This is a genomic window from Cronbergia sp. UHCC 0137, from assembly GCF_034932285.1.
Taxonomy (GTDB): domain Bacteria; phylum Cyanobacteriota; class Cyanobacteriia; order Cyanobacteriales; family Nostocaceae; genus Cronbergia.
In genome coordinates, this window is the sequence record NZ_JAYGHC010000085.1 from 1 (window position 1) to 15,991 (window position 15,991).

General features: G+C 37.2%; 23 protein-coding genes. 13 read left to right on the plus strand and 10 right to left on the minus strand.

Annotated features, from left to right (window positions below; genetic code table 11):
• Positions 1-6: 6 nt before the first annotated feature.
• From VB711_RS25265 to VB711_RS25285, 5 genes are all read right to left on the minus strand, one after another.
• Entirely contained in the window at positions 7-801 is a 795-nt protein-coding gene (locus tag VB711_RS25265; RefSeq protein WP_323289189.1) for a hypothetical protein, read from the minus strand.
• Between the two features lie 96 nt (positions 802-897).
• Positions 898-1,473, minus strand: coding sequence for a Uma2 family endonuclease (locus tag VB711_RS25270; RefSeq protein ID WP_323289190.1), 576 nt, complete (start codon positions 1,471-1,473; stop codon positions 898-900).
• Positions 1,474-1,481: 8 nt separating this feature from the next.
• Entirely contained in the window at positions 1,482-1,820 is a 339-nt protein-coding gene (locus tag VB711_RS25275) for a type II toxin-antitoxin system HicB family antitoxin (RefSeq protein WP_323289210.1), read from the minus strand.
• Between the two features lie 97 nt (positions 1,821-1,917).
• Positions 1,918-2,178 carry a type II toxin-antitoxin system HicA family toxin gene (locus tag VB711_RS25280; RefSeq protein WP_323289191.1) on the minus strand — a complete coding sequence of 87 codons (261 nt, stop codon included), beginning with the start codon at positions 2,176-2,178 and terminating at the stop codon, positions 1,918-1,920.
• 348 nt (positions 2,179-2,526) lie between these two features.
• A complete protein-coding gene (locus VB711_RS25285) occupies positions 2,527-6,513 on the minus strand; it encodes a magnesium chelatase subunit H (protein WP_323289192.1) in 3,987 nt (1,328 codons plus the stop codon).
• A 321-nt stretch (positions 6,514-6,834) separates the two neighbouring features.
• Here VB711_RS25285 and VB711_RS25290 point away from each other — a divergent pair, with 321 nt between their 5' ends.
• From VB711_RS25290 to VB711_RS25315, 6 genes are all read left to right on the plus strand, one after another.
• Positions 6,835-7,548 (plus strand): hypothetical protein, encoded by a 714-nt coding sequence (locus VB711_RS25290; RefSeq protein WP_323289193.1) that lies wholly within the window; start codon positions 6,835-6,837, stop codon positions 7,546-7,548.
• Between the two features lie 229 nt (positions 7,549-7,777).
• The gene (locus tag VB711_RS25295; RefSeq protein WP_323289194.1) at positions 7,778-8,836 is read left to right on the plus strand and encodes a hypothetical protein; all 1,059 of its coding nucleotides are present in this window, start codon (positions 7,778-7,780) and stop codon (positions 8,834-8,836) included.
• Between the two features lie 21 nt (positions 8,837-8,857).
• Complete coding sequence (locus VB711_RS25300) at positions 8,858-10,015, plus strand: NADAR family protein (protein WP_323289195.1); 1,158 nt, start codon at positions 8,858-8,860, stop codon at positions 10,013-10,015.
• 29 nt (positions 10,016-10,044) lie between these two features.
• Positions 10,045-10,344, plus strand: coding sequence for a hypothetical protein (locus VB711_RS25305; RefSeq protein WP_323289196.1), 300 nt, complete (start codon positions 10,045-10,047; stop codon positions 10,342-10,344).
• Positions 10,345-10,385: 41 nt separating this feature from the next.
• The gene (locus VB711_RS25310) at positions 10,386-10,874 is read left to right on the plus strand and encodes a type II toxin-antitoxin system VapC family toxin (RefSeq protein WP_323289197.1); all 489 of its coding nucleotides are present in this window, start codon (positions 10,386-10,388) and stop codon (positions 10,872-10,874) included.
• A 2-nt stretch (positions 10,875-10,876) separates the two neighbouring features.
• A complete protein-coding gene (locus VB711_RS25315; protein WP_323289198.1) occupies positions 10,877-11,062 on the plus strand; it encodes a hypothetical protein in 186 nt (61 codons plus the stop codon).
• 4 nt (positions 11,063-11,066) lie between these two features.
• On the opposite strand, the gene VB711_RS25320 is transcribed toward VB711_RS25315, so the two are convergent.
• A complete protein-coding gene (locus VB711_RS25320; RefSeq protein ID WP_323289199.1) occupies positions 11,067-11,255 on the minus strand; it encodes a hypothetical protein in 189 nt (62 codons plus the stop codon).
• On the opposite strand from VB711_RS25320, the gene VB711_RS25325 reads away from it, so the two are divergent.
• Together VB711_RS25325 and VB711_RS25330 are read left to right on the plus strand one after the other, a co-directional pair.
• Entirely contained in the window at positions 11,254-11,481 is a 228-nt protein-coding gene (locus VB711_RS25325; RefSeq protein WP_323289200.1) for a hypothetical protein, read from the plus strand. The two genes, VB711_RS25320 and VB711_RS25325, sit on opposite strands and share 2 nt — an antisense overlap.
• On the plus strand, positions 11,478-11,747 hold the full coding sequence (locus tag VB711_RS25330) for a type II toxin-antitoxin system RelE/ParE family toxin (protein WP_323289201.1): 270 nt from the start codon (positions 11,478-11,480) through the stop codon (positions 11,745-11,747). The genes VB711_RS25325 and VB711_RS25330 overlap by 4 nt, the downstream gene beginning before the upstream one ends.
• Here the strand turns inward: VB711_RS25330 and VB711_RS25335 are convergent.
• Both VB711_RS25335 and VB711_RS25340 read right to left on the minus strand, forming a co-directional pair.
• Positions 11,704-12,207 carry a type II toxin-antitoxin system mRNA interferase toxin, RelE/StbE family gene (locus VB711_RS25335; RefSeq protein ID WP_323289202.1) on the minus strand — a complete coding sequence of 168 codons (504 nt, stop codon included), beginning with the start codon at positions 12,205-12,207 and terminating at the stop codon, positions 11,704-11,706. The genes VB711_RS25330 and VB711_RS25335 overlap by 44 nt on opposite strands.
• Positions 12,208-12,687, minus strand: coding sequence for a hypothetical protein (locus VB711_RS25340; RefSeq protein ID WP_323289203.1), 480 nt, complete (start codon positions 12,685-12,687; stop codon positions 12,208-12,210).
• 51 nt (positions 12,688-12,738) lie between these two features.
• Between VB711_RS25340 and VB711_RS25345 the strand changes: the two genes are divergently transcribed.
• From VB711_RS25345 to VB711_RS25365, 5 genes are all read left to right on the plus strand, one after another.
• Entirely contained in the window at positions 12,739-12,975 is a 237-nt protein-coding gene (locus tag VB711_RS25345; protein ID WP_323289204.1) for a hypothetical protein, read from the plus strand.
• On the plus strand, positions 12,975-13,259 hold the full coding sequence (locus VB711_RS25350) for a type II toxin-antitoxin system mRNA interferase toxin, RelE/StbE family (protein ID WP_323289205.1): 285 nt from the start codon (positions 12,975-12,977) through the stop codon (positions 13,257-13,259). The genes VB711_RS25345 and VB711_RS25350 overlap by 1 nt, the downstream gene beginning before the upstream one ends.
• A gap of 383 nt (positions 13,260-13,642) precedes the next feature.
• Positions 13,643-13,939 (plus strand): hypothetical protein, encoded by a 297-nt coding sequence (locus tag VB711_RS25355; protein WP_323289206.1) that lies wholly within the window; start codon positions 13,643-13,645, stop codon positions 13,937-13,939.
• Between the two features lie 4 nt (positions 13,940-13,943).
• Entirely contained in the window at positions 13,944-14,342 is a 399-nt protein-coding gene (locus tag VB711_RS25360; protein WP_323289207.1) for a type II toxin-antitoxin system VapC family toxin, read from the plus strand.
• A 504-nt stretch (positions 14,343-14,846) separates the two neighbouring features.
• On the plus strand, positions 14,847-15,266 hold the full coding sequence (locus VB711_RS25365; RefSeq protein WP_323289208.1) for a hypothetical protein: 420 nt from the start codon (positions 14,847-14,849) through the stop codon (positions 15,264-15,266).
• A 280-nt stretch (positions 15,267-15,546) separates the two neighbouring features.
• On the opposite strand, the gene VB711_RS25370 is transcribed toward VB711_RS25365, so the two are convergent.
• The gene (locus VB711_RS25370; protein WP_271776606.1) at positions 15,547-15,786 is read right to left on the minus strand and encodes a type II toxin-antitoxin system HicB family antitoxin; all 240 of its coding nucleotides are present in this window, start codon (positions 15,784-15,786) and stop codon (positions 15,547-15,549) included.
• Positions 15,779-15,991: hypothetical protein (locus VB711_RS25375; protein WP_323289209.1), on the minus strand; the 213-nt coding region annotated here is incomplete at its 5' end. The genes VB711_RS25375 and VB711_RS25370, both read right to left, overlap by 8 nt.

Here is a 15,991-nt window from a genome sequence, read left to right on the forward strand (position 1 = left end):
TATTTATTACTTTAGTTCATTATCTTTAATAATTCCTGCTGTTTTAAAATAATCAACAATAATTTCAAGTATTTTACAAGCAGGTAAAACCAATTCCAAATCGTCTGGATATAACTGTTGAAATAACTCAATTGACTCTATAATAATATTGTAAAAAATAATAAGATGTATTTCATAAAGATTCTTAGCAAGATTTCCGTTAAAAATAGGTGTAATTGATGTTGCGCTGAAAGTACCTCCGTCAATTGAATGTAAAACAGCTAGAATATTTGGTTTAGAAATATGGGCTATATTATTCATATCACCATAATGTTCATTAAATGTAGGAGGCGCATATTTAACATTTGGAGTTCTCCCATCTTTAGCAACTCCTTTTTTTAATTCCGTAATACGAGCAATTATTTCTATTTCTTGTTTTATTACGGCAGATGCTTTAACATACTGTCCTTCTGAAATCAGTTTTTCAGTATAGAATTGTCCTTGTGAAAAGATAGTTATGAGTTGTAATATATTTCCTAATTGTTCATTTGTATTTCCAGGAATACCAGCTCTATAAAGTAGCAAGTCCGTCAGTGCTGCAATCATTAATAAACGAGATTCTATTAGAATTTTTCCATAGTGCTGCTCAGATTTCAATCTAATTGAATTAGATATTTTTATCCAATCATCAGTAATTTTTTTACCAAAATATATTGCTTTTTGTTTTACTGTTTCAGTATTTTCAAGATTTTTCTTAATTTTATTGATTTTTCTCAATTGCTTCTGTTTTTCAACTTTTTTACTAAAGCCTTTAAAAGACATAAAATTTCTTTTTCTATAATTCAAAAATTAACATTTACAAATATCAAATTTACTTGCATCATTATTAACAACTAAATAATTCTATACAAGAATAAACTACCAAATCATCCCCAAATTCAAAACAAACCCCTTTAAAACATCTTCCCCCGAAACCGTAGTAGGAGAATCTAAAACCTCAACCTCTTTTCCTGGTCTATAAATCTCTACTTGGCGAGATTTACGATTAATTAATATACCCAAACGCACACCATTATCTATATATTCCTTCATCTTTTCCTGTGTCGTCTTCAAACTATCACTAGGAGAAAGTAACTCAATTACAAAATCAGGACATAAGGGAGGAAATTTTTGTTTTTCCTGATCACTTAAAGCATCCCATCTTTCTAACTGTATCCAAGCAGCACTAGGAGAACGAATCGCACCATTTGGTAAAATAAAACCGACATCAGAACCAAAAACTACACCTTGTGATTTATCATCGTTCCAATTTGCTAATTGAGCAGTTAAACCAGCATTAATATTGCTAGATATACCACCCAATAAAGGCTTTAATATCAGACTACCATCAGCACTACGTTCAATTTTGATTAATTCATTGATTTGACATAATTCAAAAAATTGATTATATGTTATTTGAATTGATGAAGGTAGATACAACGTTATATTATCCATATAATAATCTATGCTTTGACTGATTTTTCAGCGGCATTGATTAACATTTCATCCATCCAAGCATTGATACTTTTTCCAGCTTTTTTAGCTGCAATAAAAATTTTCCGATGATGTTCTGGTGTTGTACGAAATGGTAATTTTCCAGAAAAAGGTTTATCAGGTTCTTCTCCTAATTCTTCACAAAAAGCTAGATAGCCATCAATAGAAGTTTCAAATTCTTGACGTGCTTCTTCGACAGTTTTAGCTTTAAAAGTAACAACATCATTAATATCTAGAACACGACCAAAAAGTATTCCTGCTTCTACATCTACTTCAATTGATGCTGTATATCCTTTGTAAGTCAACATAACTTTAATAACCTTAACTCGATTTTGTTGTGGTTGAGGCAATTTTTTTTATTGCCCCAAATCTTCAATATGGATAAATTATAAATTAACTAACTAGTTATGGTTCAATTCCTGCTTTTGTCAAAAATTCTCTCACTGCTTTTACCGCTCCTTTATCGGTTTCTTTTTCTGGATGTGGTTCATGAAAATGACCTTTAACATCATTTAATTTAACTCCTACTCGTGAACCGCTTCCTTGACTAATATAAGCACCTAAAGCTGTAAATAGACTTTCAATATCTTGCCAAATAATATTTGCTGGTACAGGATTTGTAAAAATTAATTCTAAAGTTTTTCTTTGTTTATTGTTGAGATCCATTCATTACTCCCCGGTGATGTTACTACTGGTTCATAAGCCAGCCAAGCTAAAGAAAGTTGCAACCTTTCAATGAAGCTACTGACATCACATATTAAGTATAAAAGCGTTGAACCTAGCTTTACAGAACGTTTCATTGTTTTGTTAACACCTTTCCTTAACTTGTATTTGGTTACGACCTAACTACCATGATATCACAATATGATGTCATGTCAAGAGATCAACTGAAATAATAATCTCAAAACAGTTGGTTACTCTGAGTGATTAATTTGTCATCATAAATACATAAAAAATAGGGACACAGATATCCGTGTCCCTAAAATTGATACGCGTTATCCAGACTGAGAATGTTTACTCAATTCCTTCAATCCGATTTTCCACCTCCTGATACAACTCTCTTAACTTGTCTAAATTCTCCTCGCTAGTCTCCCAATAACCGCGTCCATTCATTTCCAATAAAGTAGAAACAATCTTGCGGAAAGAATGAGGATTGAGATTCATGAGACGCTTTTGCATTTCCTCATCTTTGATGAAAGTCTCATTCGTGTCCTCATAAATCCAGTTATCCACAGCACCAGCAGTCGCACTCCAACCGGTGGTATTTACCAACCGTTTAGAAAGTTCGCGCACACCTTCGTAACCGTGAGACAACATCCCCTCATACCATTTGGGATTTAATAACTTCGTCCGCGCATCTAAACGCACAGTTTCTGATAAAGTTCTGACCTGTGCATTTGCTGTAGTTGTATCTGCAATATAAGAAGATGGTTTCTTGCCATCTGCACGCAGACTTGCCACTAACTTAGTCGGATCTGAGTCAAAATAATGGGAAACATCTGTTAAACTGATTTCCGAAGAATCGAGATTTTGGAAAGTTGCATCAGCAGTTTTCAAAGTAGTTTCAAAAATCTGCCGTGACTCATCCATAACACCAGGATTATCAGAATTGAAAGAGAAAGATTTGCGCTTCAAATACATTTCTTGCAACTCAGCTTCACTATCCCAAGTGCTATTCTCAACCGCTAAGTTAATGTTAGAAGAATAAGAACCAGAAGCATTAGAGAAAACGCGAGTTGCAGCTTGACGCAGATTTATCCCCATTTCCTCCGCTTGTTTCAAAGCGTGCTTGCGGACAAAGTTCATTTCCAAAGGTTCATCAGCTTCAGCAGCCATTTTCACACCTTGGTCAAGTAGGTTCATTTGGTTAATGAACAAGTCGCGGAATACACCAGAACAGTTAATTACAACATCAATTCTGGGTCTTCCCAATTCTTCTAAAGGTATCAATTCCAACTTGTTCACCCTTCCCAAAGCATCGGGAACTGGACGCACTCCCACCATCCACATAATTTGGGCTAGGGATTCACCGTAGGTTTTGATGTTATCTGTACCCCAGAGGACACAGGCAATGGTTTCTGGCCAGTTTCCATCATTTTCAGACTTGTTCCGTTCTAACAACCTATCAACGACGATTTTCGCTGATTGGACTGCGGCAGATGTGGGGATAGATTGGGGATCTAAGGCGTGTATATTTTTACCGGTTGGTAAAACGTCTGGGTTACGGATAGGATCACCACCGGGTCCGGGGAGGATATATTCACCTTCCAAACCTTGGAGAAGTCCACCGAGTTCGTTATCTGCACAAACTTGTTTTAGACAAAATTCCAAATATTCAAACAGGGGTTTTAACGCAGAAGTGTCAACTTTGGGATAACCTGATTGATGCAGAGATTCTACCCAAGGTTCTTTTTTACCCATGTTGAAGAAATTCAACTTGGAAACTAGGGAAACTCTACCTTCTGCGTCAATTTGTTCCTGTACTAAAGCTGTGACAGCCGCACGGGTAGCGAGGGTGATATCTTGGAGTAATTGCACATCCTCCAAAATTCCCGCGTCGTTGTTTTTGTAGATATCTTCAATGTTGCGTCCCAGACTATTAGCGATAATTCCGGGTAAGCCTTGCAGTTCTTCCTCTTGACGATCTAAACTAGCAATGTTGACCAAAGTAGCGATCGCTTCTTCGGCAGTAGGAGGTTTACCAATTACGTGCAGTCCACAAGGCAACAACCGTGATTCAATCTCCATCAACCGACGATAAACGTTACCAACAATGTTATCCCGTTCTTCTGAGGACATATCCTTAGAATCGGTTTCTGGTAAGTGAATATCTTTGTCCAGATTGACAATGCGGCATTTATCCATGATGGAATTGACAATGGAAACACCGCGTCCAGTGTCTTTCAAAGTTTGGTAAGAAGCAATTAACTCGCTGAGTTCCTTCAAACCTTTGTATAAACCAGCATTTTCCGCAGGTGGTGTCAGGTAAGAAATGGTTTCTGCATAACTGCGACGTTTGGCAATTGTGGCTTCACTGGGGTTATTGGCTGCGTAATAATACAGGTTGGGAATTGAGCCAATTAGTTGATCTGGGTAACAATCGCCAGACATCCCCATTTGCTTACCGGGCATAAATTCCAATGAGCCATGTGTACCAAAGTGTAACACAGCATCAGCGCCCCAAATCCGTTCTAAATAGGTGTAGTAAGCTGCAAACCCGTGGTGAGGACTGGCAGAACGGGAGAATAACAACCGCATGGGGTCGCCTTCATAACCAAATGTTGGTTGTACACCAATAAATACATTACCAAATTGTTTCCCGTAAATCAAGAGATTTTGTCCATCGCTGTTTAAGTTTCCTGGAGGTGGTCCCCAGTTTTCTTCTAAGCGTTGGGAGTATGGTGTCAGTGCTTCATATTCTGGCACGGACATTTTGTAAGCTATGTTCAGTTCAGGACTGTTGTATTGTGCTTGTGCGTCGTGGATGACTTGTTCTAGTAATTCTTGGGCGGTTTCTGGAATGTCCTGCACGTCGTAACCGTTGTTTCTTAGCCCTTTCATCACTTCATGGATAGAACCGAATACATCTAAGTATGCGGCTGTTCCCACGTTGCCTTTATCGGGGGGGAAACTGAAAACGGTGATGGCAACTTTTTTGTCAAGTTTGGGTTTACGGCGGAGATTTGCCCATTTTAAAGCACGTTGAGCGACTATTTCTACTCTATCTTGGAGAGCGATCGCTTTCCCCGTTGTCCCATCTTTACCTGATAATATAATTGGCTCAATTGCCCCGTCAAGTTCAGGTATAGCAATCTGTAAAGCCACTTGAATGGGATGTAACCCCAAATCGCTATCTAGCCACTCTTCGGTGGTTTGGAAGACCAAGGGCAACGCCACCATGTAAGGACGATTTAACCGTTTTAATGCTTCAATAGCTTTAGGATGGTCTTGTCTAGCTGGTCCACCCACCAAAGCAAAACCAGTTAAAGATACCACTGCATCTACTAACTGCATTTTAGTAGTTGGTTCGTAGAAATAAGCTTCTATCGGTTTAGAGAAATCCAAACCACCAGCAAACACAGGGAGAACCTTTGCCCCTCGTGATTCCAATTCCTGGACAATGGCGACATAATGGGCATCATCACCTGTAACTAGGTGACTACGTTGTAAAACCAGTCCCACACAAGGCGCTAAGGGGTCTTTTAAATCCTTGGATATATCTTTGCGGGCTGTGTACCAGTTGAGATATTCTTTCACATCCTCAAACATACTCGGCGCTAAAGGATGCCAAATACCCAAATCTGGATATACGACCGGCGCTTGATATGATGAAGAAGGCAGATTTTGTTTGTCTACATCTTTAAATACATATTTATCAGCCAGCATTAGTAAGAAGTTTTCCAGGTTTTCTGGAGAACCACCTAGCCAATACTGAAAACTGAGCATGAAATTTCTTGCGTCCTGTGCTTTTTCCATTGGCAGGAATTTCAGCACTTGGGGTAGTGTTCTTAATAGTTTCAGCATTCCATCTTGGAAGCCTGCACCGGATTTTTCCTTGCGTTTCCGCATGAATTGGGCAATAACACTCTTAGATTGACCCAATTGCGCCAAAGAGAAGCTACCCATTTTATTGAGGCGCATAACTTCTGGCATGGAGGGAAAAACCACGGAAACATCTAAGTTATCGCGGTGTGGTTCTACGGCGGCTACTACTTTTTGTGCTAAGTCTTCGATAAAAATCAGTGAGGCAATGAATACATTCGCACTCTCCATTTCCCGTTTGAACTCTGCGTAATTTTCTGGATCACGAAGTTCTTCAATCAAATAACCACTGATTTCAATCGCCAGGTTTGGGTGGTTGGCGTTAATCGTCCGAACCGCTTGCGACAAGGCACTCTGGTACTGGGACTCTAGCACGACATAGACCACCTTGATTAAATTACGTCCGCGTAAGTTATCAGGCGCAATATGACGAATGGTGGACTTGACGTGGGTGAACATTGAAATAAGCTCCTTTGAGGCGTGTTCTCTACAAGAAGTTATTCACGGTTGATGCCGCTACTAACTTCATGATTTTTTTCGGCAATAAGTGTTTTTTATCAGAAAACTCTGATTCTGTGGGGATTTTGTCCCCTACATGACACAAAATGATATAAAAAACATCATATTTATTAATGAATCTTAATAAAGAATAAAGTATTTAGCTTTTATTTGTAAATTATGTTTACATGAATAGTATTTTATGTAGTAAAAGTTTCACGCTGACAGTATTGTGATATTCTGGTTTTGGGTTGGGCGATCGCTTAATTTTTCTGCATAAATATGGCTCTTGCACGAGGAACAGAATGGCTTCTTGAACAACTTGCAGATCCCTTTGAGATATTTCCTATTCAGGGGGTGGCAGATACGATAGCAGACGCAGTTGATGAAGCCAAGGCGCAAATGAGTGAGAAGGGTGGATGGGCTGCTAGGAAATACTGGACAGTTGAAACAGAGCATTATCATGATGAAATGGGACTATTAATCGGTTCTGCCTTTGTACTTGGTCAAGCCGCAATTACACAAACGATATCAATATTATTGGAGTTAGGAAAAGATGAACGTGCGCTAGATTTGATACCATCGAATAAGATTGACAAAATGTCAACTTATGCACAGACTGACCCATCAACCAATCTTAGTAAGATAGCGATTATAGATACCGCAGCCAACTATTTTAAGCACGTATATGAGTGGCCTGAAAATTGGGATGAAACTTTACCTAGTGGAAACCAAGCAAGAACAATACTTATGACTCGGAAGATCGGTATGTGTCCAGGAAGCCGAACAGATAATTTACTTCGCGCACGCCGATGCCTTATTACTGCTCCAGTTAATGAAGCTAGGGTGATTCCAAACATTATTCAAGATTGGAGACAATGCTGGGCAAATCAACTGTATCCAGCATTTGGGTACAATCCTAATCTTTTTGAATTAGCAAATTTAGCAAATGTTACTGCTGCACTTGATGATCCAGATCATGAATGGACGTTTTAAGTATGTTAAATCAGTTATCAACCAGATCCCCGACTTCTGAACATAACAGATAATTGATTTATATGATCAAAAGGAATCGCCGAAAATTAGGGTAGTTGCTATTAATTGGTAACTAATAATATAGAATAGGATATGAGATAGTTAAATTTTCTCCCTGAACATTCAATGAGGATATGACAATGAATGCTTTAACTGTCAATTTTTTAATCGTTTAACAAGAATATCTCAAATGAATCGCCAAAATTTACTAGAATCAATAGCCACCACTATTAGCGATTATCGCTTCAGTGAAATTCCTCCTATGACCACTGATCACATTGATAGGTGGGTATCCCAGTTTGATAATGATGAACAATTAATTATTCTGGCGGAAATGAGTTATCTGCTGAGTAAGTATTATATATCTAAATCTCAAGCTGAATCTTTTCTAAATGAGATTTTAACATCTGAGATAATTTTTGGTAAAAATCCTTCAGGGGTAATTCCCTACTTCCAGTTCCTAGATATTCAGCGCAAAGGAAGTAGTCAAAAAGATTTACTGAAATTAGCTAATGAAATTACGATACGTGAATATGGAATTACCATTAATCAAGCATCTTCACAACCTCTTGGTTATATATATTTAGATGATTGTCTATTTTCTGGAAGTACAGTTTACTATGATATTGAAAGATGGTTCAATCAAGCTATTCCTAATACAACTATTTATTTGATTTTTTTAGGTCGTCATATTTCTGGTGTAAGTTATTATATTGATCGGAAATTAATACCACTAGCGCAACGAAGATCGGTATCTGTCAAGACTGGATCTTTTTTAAAATTTGATAATAATATATCCAGAAATCAGGAAATATATGAATGCTTATGGTCAAAAGAAATTTTTGATGATGAGTTAGTAAATAATTTTGTTAAAATAGTTAATGAAAACTCTGCAAAAAAATCTGTTAATCCAAGATTATTTCGTCCTGATAGAGTACCTAACACAGAGACATTATTCTCTACTCCTAAAGCTAGGAATATTGTAGAATCAGCTTTTTTAAGAAAAGGAGCTTACATAGCATCTTTACCAGAAAACCGTAAACCTTCTATGCGACCTATGGGTTATGAGTATTTAGAATCTCTTGGTTTTGGTTCAGTATTTATTACCTATAGAAATATTGCTAATAACTGTCCGTTGGTTCTTTGGTGGGGTGACACAACTTATTCTCCTAATCATCCTTTTAGTAAATGGTATCCTTTATTTCCTCGAAAAGTAAATGAATCAACAAATTATGTCATACCGTATTAACTGATTTTTAGAGGTAAAATCATGAAATCTTCCCAAATAAGAATATACAACAGAAATGAATGTATAACCTTTCGTAAAACCAAAGAAGCATTTGGTGGATTATCAAATATGGCTGGAGGTTATAACTTAAAAGTTAATGGTGTCAACATACTCACATCAGAAGCATTATATCAGGCTTGCCGTTTTCCACATCTTCCCGAAGTGCAACAATTAATTATTGCTCAAAATAGTCCCATGACAGCTAAGATGAAAAGTAAACCTTATCGACATCAATCTCGACAAGATTGGGATAAGGTAAGAGTTAATATCATGCGCTGGTGTTTACGAGTTAAGTTGGTACAAAATTGGGAAAAATTTGGACAATTATTATTACAAACGGGTGATAAAGCTATAGTAGAAGATTCCAGTAAAGATGATTTTTGGGGTGCAATACCAACTGAAGATAATCAATTAGTTGGTGCAAATGTTTTAGGTCGTCTTTTAATGGAATTAAGAGAACATTTAAAACAAGGTGCTAATTTTTTAGAACTTGTCAAAATTCCCAATATCCCTAATTTTTATCTTTTTAATCAATCTATTGAAAATATTTTAGTAAATAAAAATGTAGTCAATTCATTCAATGTGCAAGAATCTGAATTAATTACTCCAGATTTGCCATTTATTGATGATCAAAATATTGAATATCAACAAGAAGACATTATGATTTCCCATGAACATGAAATTAATGGAGATATAGTAGAACATCAACAAGAACAATTCAATATTCTTCAAGAAGAAATTAATGAAAATACTTTAACTATCAACACAGAAATAAATCAAAATTTGGATAAAGAAGATAAAGAGAAAGAAGATAATATTTTTGAAAGTTGGGTATTATCTAAATTAGAGAAAATATTACAAACTCCCTTAGCTGTTGAAAATATTTTAGAGCATTCTAATTTTAAAACAGTTCATAAAAAACAGTTACAAGATTGGCTAAAACTAGCGGTAGAATCAGGTAAAGTTATAAAATTAGAAAAACCAGTGAGATATATTTGGTATTATACTTCTGAGTATAAATATGTTTCTCACAAACCTAGAGCAAACAAACCTAGAACCACTCAAAAAACATTATCTCAGTCTGAAACGAAAAGCAAATTAAATGTCAATGAAGAAATTACACAACTTTCTTTAATCTAATGTGATCGCCATTTAGGAATAAGTTGGGAGTGCGATCACTTAAAATTAGGGTGGTTGTGTGCGATCGCTGTTTGGAGATGTTGGGGTGCGATCGTTTTTTGGGATTTCGGTGTGCGATCGTTTTTGGGATATTGGGAGAGCGATCGTTTTTTGGGATGTTGGAGTGCGATAGCGCAAGCGCTGACTTGTCAGTTCGCTGTTTGGGGATGTTGGGGTGCGATCGCCTTTTGGGGATGTTGGGGGTGCGGTTGTTTAAAATTGGGGTTGTGTGCGATCGCTGCTCTTGTAGGTTTAAGTATGAAACCCAACAACATTGGAAAGAAGATTAAATGCGGTAAGATCAAGACTACATCGATATCCTAGTATTGTCGTGAATGAAACTGTCTATATTGAAACCAGTATTTTGGGACATTTGACCGCTAGACCAACGGAAAACCTGATTCTTGCCGCCAATATCAAGACCACACGAGACTGGTGGGATGAGTATAGTAGTTTATTAGTTCTTTATGTCTCGGAAATTGTCGAAGATGAAGCATCGAGAGGAGATCCAACAATTGCAGATCAAAGACGGAACTTGCTACAGTCTTTGATTTTTCTTGATCTAACAGAAGAAGCGATCTTCCTAGCCCAAGAGTTCTTACAACAAAGCAACCTACCTCCCAAAGCCTCTAACGATGCTTTACACATTGCACTAGCAACAGTTTATGGTTTAGACTACCTACTAACATGGAACTGTAAGCACATGGCAAACGCCCAAATCCAAAGAAAGCTCTCCCAAATTAGCCTTGAGCTTGGGTATGAGCTACCATTTGTTTGTACCCCTTATGAGTTTATAGGATTTAAACTTCTAGGAGAATAACTATGTATAAAGACGAAATTGTGGAAGAAATTCACAAATATAGAGGAGAATACGCAAAATCTTTCAATTATGACCTCAAGGCAATATTTGATGATCTACGAAAAAAGCAAATTGCCCAGGGGCGTAAAGTTGTTAAGCTACCTATCAAGCGATCATCTAACAAATCACTGTACCCAACCGATAGCTAGATTCTTAGCGATTGAAGTAGCGATCGCTATTTAGGAATAAGTTGGGAGTGCGATAGCGAAGCGCTCCGTAGGAATCGTTTTTGGGAGATGTGGAGAGCGATCGTCTAAAATTGCGATCGCTGATTTTTTTATAAAGCTTAATGGCGATATAATTTAAACAAAGACTGTCGTAGACAAGGAAACAAACAACCATGAGTCAAGCAGAAATTAGAGAATCTTTGCTAACTAGCACAGGTTTTTATAGCCTATTTCAAACCTTACCCCTGGAAATTCGACAAGGTTTTCTACAGCTTTTATTTCAAAATAATTCCTCTGAATTGGAAGACTTTATTTTTTATTTAGCTTGTGAAGATTCTCGTAAAGAAGGTTTTTTATCTGAATTAGAGTCTCAATCTCTCTTGGAGAGTTTGCCTTCATGAAGTATCAAATTGCCAAACGCTTCAAAAAAGATCTAGATAAAATTAACGACCAAAAAATTCTCGCAAAAGTTAGAAAATGCATTGAAGTAATTGAAACTTCTCAAACACTATCCGAAATCCCCGATCTTGAACCACTAAAAGGCTTTTCAGGATACTATCGCATTAAATTTGATTACAGTTACCGTATCGGCATCTTCTGGAATGAAGAAGTTATTGAAATTCTCAAAATAGAAAGTCGCGAAGGATTCTACAAAAATTTTCCATAGTGCGATCGCGCAAGCGCTGTTTCTTGGATGACCGGAGGGCTTTTGTCAGTTCGTTTTTGGGTTGTTGGGTGTGATCGCACAAGCACTGACTTGTCAGTTCGCTGTCTGGGAATGTTGATCTATACTTCTCAAGGTCACAATTTGAGCTTTTGCTTAAAGGGAATATATGGATGTAAAAACGCAAGTTATGAACTTCTTGAGTATAATAAATTTCTCTACGATGACCAATTCTAATAATAATGATTAATAGTTCTTCTATATCTAACTCATAAATAACTCGATAATCACCCACTCTTAACTTATAAAAACCTGACCATTGACCTGTAAGAGATAGAGGAGTTATCTGCTCAAAATTGACACTTAACCATTGAATTTTATTCAGAATCCGCAGACGCACAACCTGATCTAAATTATCTAAATCAGTGATAGACTCTGATTCAAAACTTACATAATAACTCATTTAACGTTCTATCCCATACCTTTTATAAACTCCAGATAAAGGAATAGTAGGTCTTCCTTCTTGACGTTTACGCCGGATTTCCAATAAACTTTGCTTAAATGATTCTTTGATTTCCTTACCCTCATCAGGATCACCGAAGTATTCATCTAGCATTTCATCTACTGTGTTACGGATTAAGTTTTGTAACTGTTCCGCCGTCATTTCTTTAATTTGCATAGTTGCTTTGAACAGTGAACTATAGGAATGATTATACCAGTTAAAAGAAAATAGTGTGATAACGACAGGCAATCGCTGTTGGGATGTGGGAGTGCGATAGCGCAAGCGCTGTTTCTTGGATGCCCTCTGGGCTTTTGTCAGTTCGCTGTTGGGATGTTGGGTGCGATAGCGAAGCGCTCCGTAGGAATCGTTTAAAATTAGGGGTTGTGTGCGATCGCTGTTTAAGGATGTTGGGAGTGCGATATTGTATTTTATTATTAGCAAAGCTACAAGAGAAATACTAAAATAAATAAAGTAATTCAGTTGAGAGCATTTATGCAACAAATTAACACATTTGAAGAAGTTCTCAATCTAGTGACTGACCTACCACTTGATCAACAAGAACTACTAATTAATATCCTACAACGTCGAATAGCTAATATGCGACGAAAAGAATTAGCAAGTTCATCACAGCAAGCACTAGCTGAATTTAGAACTGGTAATCTTAAACCTCAAACCGCAACTGAAGCGATCGCTGAGTTGAGAACTTACTTAAATACTAATGAAACATAATGAGAAAACTGGTTCTTACTTCTCGCTTCAAGCGGTCTTTGCGAAAGTTCATCAAACATGATCAGAATTTACAAGCACGTATTGAGGAAACATTGCAGCAAATGGAAACAGATTTATTTGCTGCTAGTCTTGCTACCCATCAGTTAAAAGGTGAGTTTGATGGTTTACGTGCTTGTTCCTGTGGATATGACTGTCGGATTATTTTTTCTATAGAAAAAGATGATGAAACTGGTGAAGAAATAGTGGTTATTTTAAATATAGGTTCTCATGATGATGTCTACTAAAAGAGAGCGATCGCACTCTAGGAATACGTTGGAATAGCGATGGCGTACCCGCCCACCGGAGGTGATCGCTTAAAATTGGGGTAGTTGTGAGCGATAGCGTAAGCGCTCCGTAGGAATCGCTGTTTAGGAATAAGTTGGGAGAGCGATAGCGAAGCGCTGTTTCTTGGATGCCCGGAGGGCTTTTGTCAATTCGCTTTTGGGTATGTTGAGTGCGATAGCGTAAGCGCTCCGTAGGAATCGTTTAAAATTATGGGGTTGTGAGCGATAGTGTAAGCACTCCATAGGAATCGCTGTTTGGGGATTATTATTAAAAAATTAATTTATTGAACGATATAATATAAATAAGAATTAGATTTTTCCAACCTACCAACAGAGTAAACATCATGCAAGAACAATTAACCGACTATCAACAAGAACTAAGAGAACGCATTTCTCATGTTGTAGATAAACTAATTCGAGGTAGTAGCTTTTACATGGTGAAATTAGAGCAACACGAAATGACTGAAATGTTAATAGAATTGTTCAGCAGATTTTCACCAGAAGAAATGAGAGCAATTCAAGAACATGATTTAACCAGAAGAATTGATAAAATTCTTGTATTAGATGCTGTTGCTGGGACATTAAACGATTTAACACCAGAAGAAATAGCAATCTTTGATGCAGCAGTAGCAGGAAAATAAAACCGTGAATTATTTACTAGATTCAAATATCGTTAGTTACATTTTGAAAAAAAATGTCATTGTAGATAATAAACTCCGAGAAATCAATATTCAGGGAGGAATGGTATTTATTAGCTGCATCACTTATTATGAAATCAAAAGAGGACTTTTATCTATTAATGCTGTCAAGCAATTGTCTGAATTTCATATTTTTTTTCAAAAATATCAAACATTATTTTTAGATGATTTAGAAATTATTGAAAAATCCTGTGAAATTCATGTCAAATTAAAAGCCAAAGGTACTCCTATCCAAGATGCTGATATTTTAATAGCAGCTACAGCAATTGTGCGCGATTTAATTCTCGTTTCTAATGATTCTGATTTATTAAGAATTGAAGGACTTAAATTAGAAAATTGGTTATGATAAAAATTTAGGAATAAGTTGGGAGAGCGATAGCGCAAGCGCTGTTTCTTGGATGCCCGGAGGGCTTTTGTCAGTTCGTTTTTGGGATCTGGGAGTGCGATAGCGTAAGCGCTCCGTAGGAATCGCTTGTTGAGGATGTTGGGGTGCGATAGCGAAGCGCTCCGTAGGAATCGTTTTTGGGATGTGGGAGTGCGATCGCTGTTTAAGAAGATGCTATGATCTAAATCAGATAGCAAAACCTGATGTTTAATATGCCTCTTAGCGAACTTCTACCAACTGTTAGTCAACTAACACATCAAGATAAGCTTCGACTTATACACTTTCTTTTGCTTGCAGTAGCTAAAGAGGAAGGGTGTAGCCTGGACACCGCTATTAATGAGCATCATGAAAATATGCTGATGAATCAACTAACTCTTACTGAGGCGGTTGTATGGTCACCTCAAGCAGATCATGAAGCTGTTCAAGCTTTGTCTCAGCTTTTGGTAGAGGCACAGGGAGTATAAAATGCTTGGTGGTCATCGCTTTTCATTTACAGAACGCACTGACCGTTCTGGTCGTTCTAGCATCTTGCCATATCTGCCGCTAATCTTGACTAATGGAAAACGTTCAATAGAAGTTATGGCTCTATTGGACACGGGTGCTAGTGTTAATGTCTTACCCTACGAAATTGGATTACAGTTAGGAGCAGTCTGGGAAAGTCAAACCGTTCAAATTCCACTAAGTGGAAATCTTGCTCATACTGACTCACGAGGGCTAGTTTTAACTGGGACAGTAGCCAATTTTGCACCTGTTTTACTTGCCTTTGCGTGGACTCAATCAACAGATGTACCTGTCATTTTAGGTCACATGAACTTTTTTGCAGAATTTAATGTATGTTTTTATCGCCACGAATTGGCTTTTGAGGTTTGTCCGATCCAGAAATAAAGTACGATAGCGATAGCGAAGCGCGACCTAGGAATAGTTTTTGGGATGTTGGAGTGCGATAGCGAAGTGCTGTTTCTTGGATGCCCTCTGGGCTTTTGTTAGTTCGCTTTGGGGATGTGGGGATGCGATAGCGAAGTGCTGTTTCTTGGATGCCCGGAGGGCTTTTGTCAGTTCGTTTTTGGGGATTTTGGGAGTTGACTACCTTTTTGTCTGTCAAAATAAAAACCCAAATTTTCGATAACCCTAATAAAATCTTTAGCTTTTATACTTAGTAAATTACTCATAATAAAATACTTAATGGTTTAACAATTAAATCCTCTTTAGGAACAGGTTGATTATCAGCTATTAAACTTTCAATATATAATTCAATAGCTTCTGTAATATTCTCAATTGTTTCTTCAAAAGAATCTCCTTGAGAATGACAACCTTTGAGAACAGGACAAAAGGCATGATAACCACCATCTTGTTCCTTTTCTAGAAGTACAGTGTAATTGTAAATTTGTTTACTTTTATTATCCATATATCTTTACGTTTTTTGAGTTAGTGATTTTTAGCGTTGATTTATTCCATGATAAACGGTTTGGGGATATTGGGGTGCGATAGCGAAGCACTGTTTCTTGGATGCCCAAAGGGCTTTTGTCAGTTCGTCTAAAATTGAGGGGGTTGTGAGCGATCACTGTTTGGGGATGTTGGGACTGCGATAGCGCAAGCGCTGTTTCTTGGAT

Bases quoted from the DNA above. Each gene is read 5' to 3' on its own strand.
- VB711_RS25265 (WP_323289189.1), bottom strand. From the start codon at position 801: ATGTCTTTTAAAGGCTTTAGTAAAAAAGTTGAAAAACAGAAGCAATTG.
- VB711_RS25270 (WP_323289190.1), bottom strand. From the start codon at position 1,473: ATGGATAATATAACGTTGTATCTACCTTCATCAATTCAAATAACATAT.
- VB711_RS25275 (WP_323289210.1), bottom strand. From the start codon at position 1,820: ATGTTGACTTACAAAGGATATACAGCATCAATTGAAGTAGATGTAGAA.
- VB711_RS25280 (WP_323289191.1), bottom strand. From the start codon at position 2,178: ATGGATCTCAACAATAAACAAAGAAAAACTTTAGAATTAATTTTTACA.
- VB711_RS25285 (WP_323289192.1), bottom strand. From the start codon at position 6,513: ATGTTCACCCACGTCAAGTCCACCATTCGTCATATTGCGCCTGATAAC.
- VB711_RS25290 (WP_323289193.1), top strand. From the start codon at position 6,835: ATGGCTCTTGCACGAGGAACAGAATGGCTTCTTGAACAACTTGCAGAT.
- VB711_RS25295 (WP_323289194.1), top strand. From the start codon at position 7,778: ATGAATCGCCAAAATTTACTAGAATCAATAGCCACCACTATTAGCGAT.
- VB711_RS25300 (WP_323289195.1), top strand. From the start codon at position 8,858: ATGAAATCTTCCCAAATAAGAATATACAACAGAAATGAATGTATAACC.
- VB711_RS25315 (WP_323289198.1), top strand. From the start codon at position 10,877: ATGTATAAAGACGAAATTGTGGAAGAAATTCACAAATATAGAGGAGAA.
- VB711_RS25325 (WP_323289200.1), top strand. From the start codon at position 11,254: ATGAGTCAAGCAGAAATTAGAGAATCTTTGCTAACTAGCACAGGTTTT.
- VB711_RS25320 (WP_323289199.1), bottom strand. From the start codon at position 11,255: ATGGTTGTTTGTTTCCTTGTCTACGACAGTCTTTGTTTAAATTATATC.
- VB711_RS25330 (WP_323289201.1), top strand. From the start codon at position 11,478: ATGAAGTATCAAATTGCCAAACGCTTCAAAAAAGATCTAGATAAAATT.
- VB711_RS25335 (WP_323289202.1), bottom strand. From the start codon at position 12,207: ATGAGTTATTATGTAAGTTTTGAATCAGAGTCTATCACTGATTTAGAT.
- VB711_RS25345 (WP_323289204.1), top strand. From the start codon at position 12,739: ATGCAACAAATTAACACATTTGAAGAAGTTCTCAATCTAGTGACTGAC.
- VB711_RS25350 (WP_323289205.1), top strand. From the start codon at position 12,975: ATGAGAAAACTGGTTCTTACTTCTCGCTTCAAGCGGTCTTTGCGAAAG.
- VB711_RS25355 (WP_323289206.1), top strand. From the start codon at position 13,643: ATGCAAGAACAATTAACCGACTATCAACAAGAACTAAGAGAACGCATT.
- VB711_RS25365 (WP_323289208.1), top strand. From the start codon at position 14,847: ATGCTTGGTGGTCATCGCTTTTCATTTACAGAACGCACTGACCGTTCT.
- VB711_RS25370 (WP_271776606.1), bottom strand. From the start codon at position 15,786: ATGGATAATAAAAGTAAACAAATTTACAATTACACTGTACTTCTAGAA.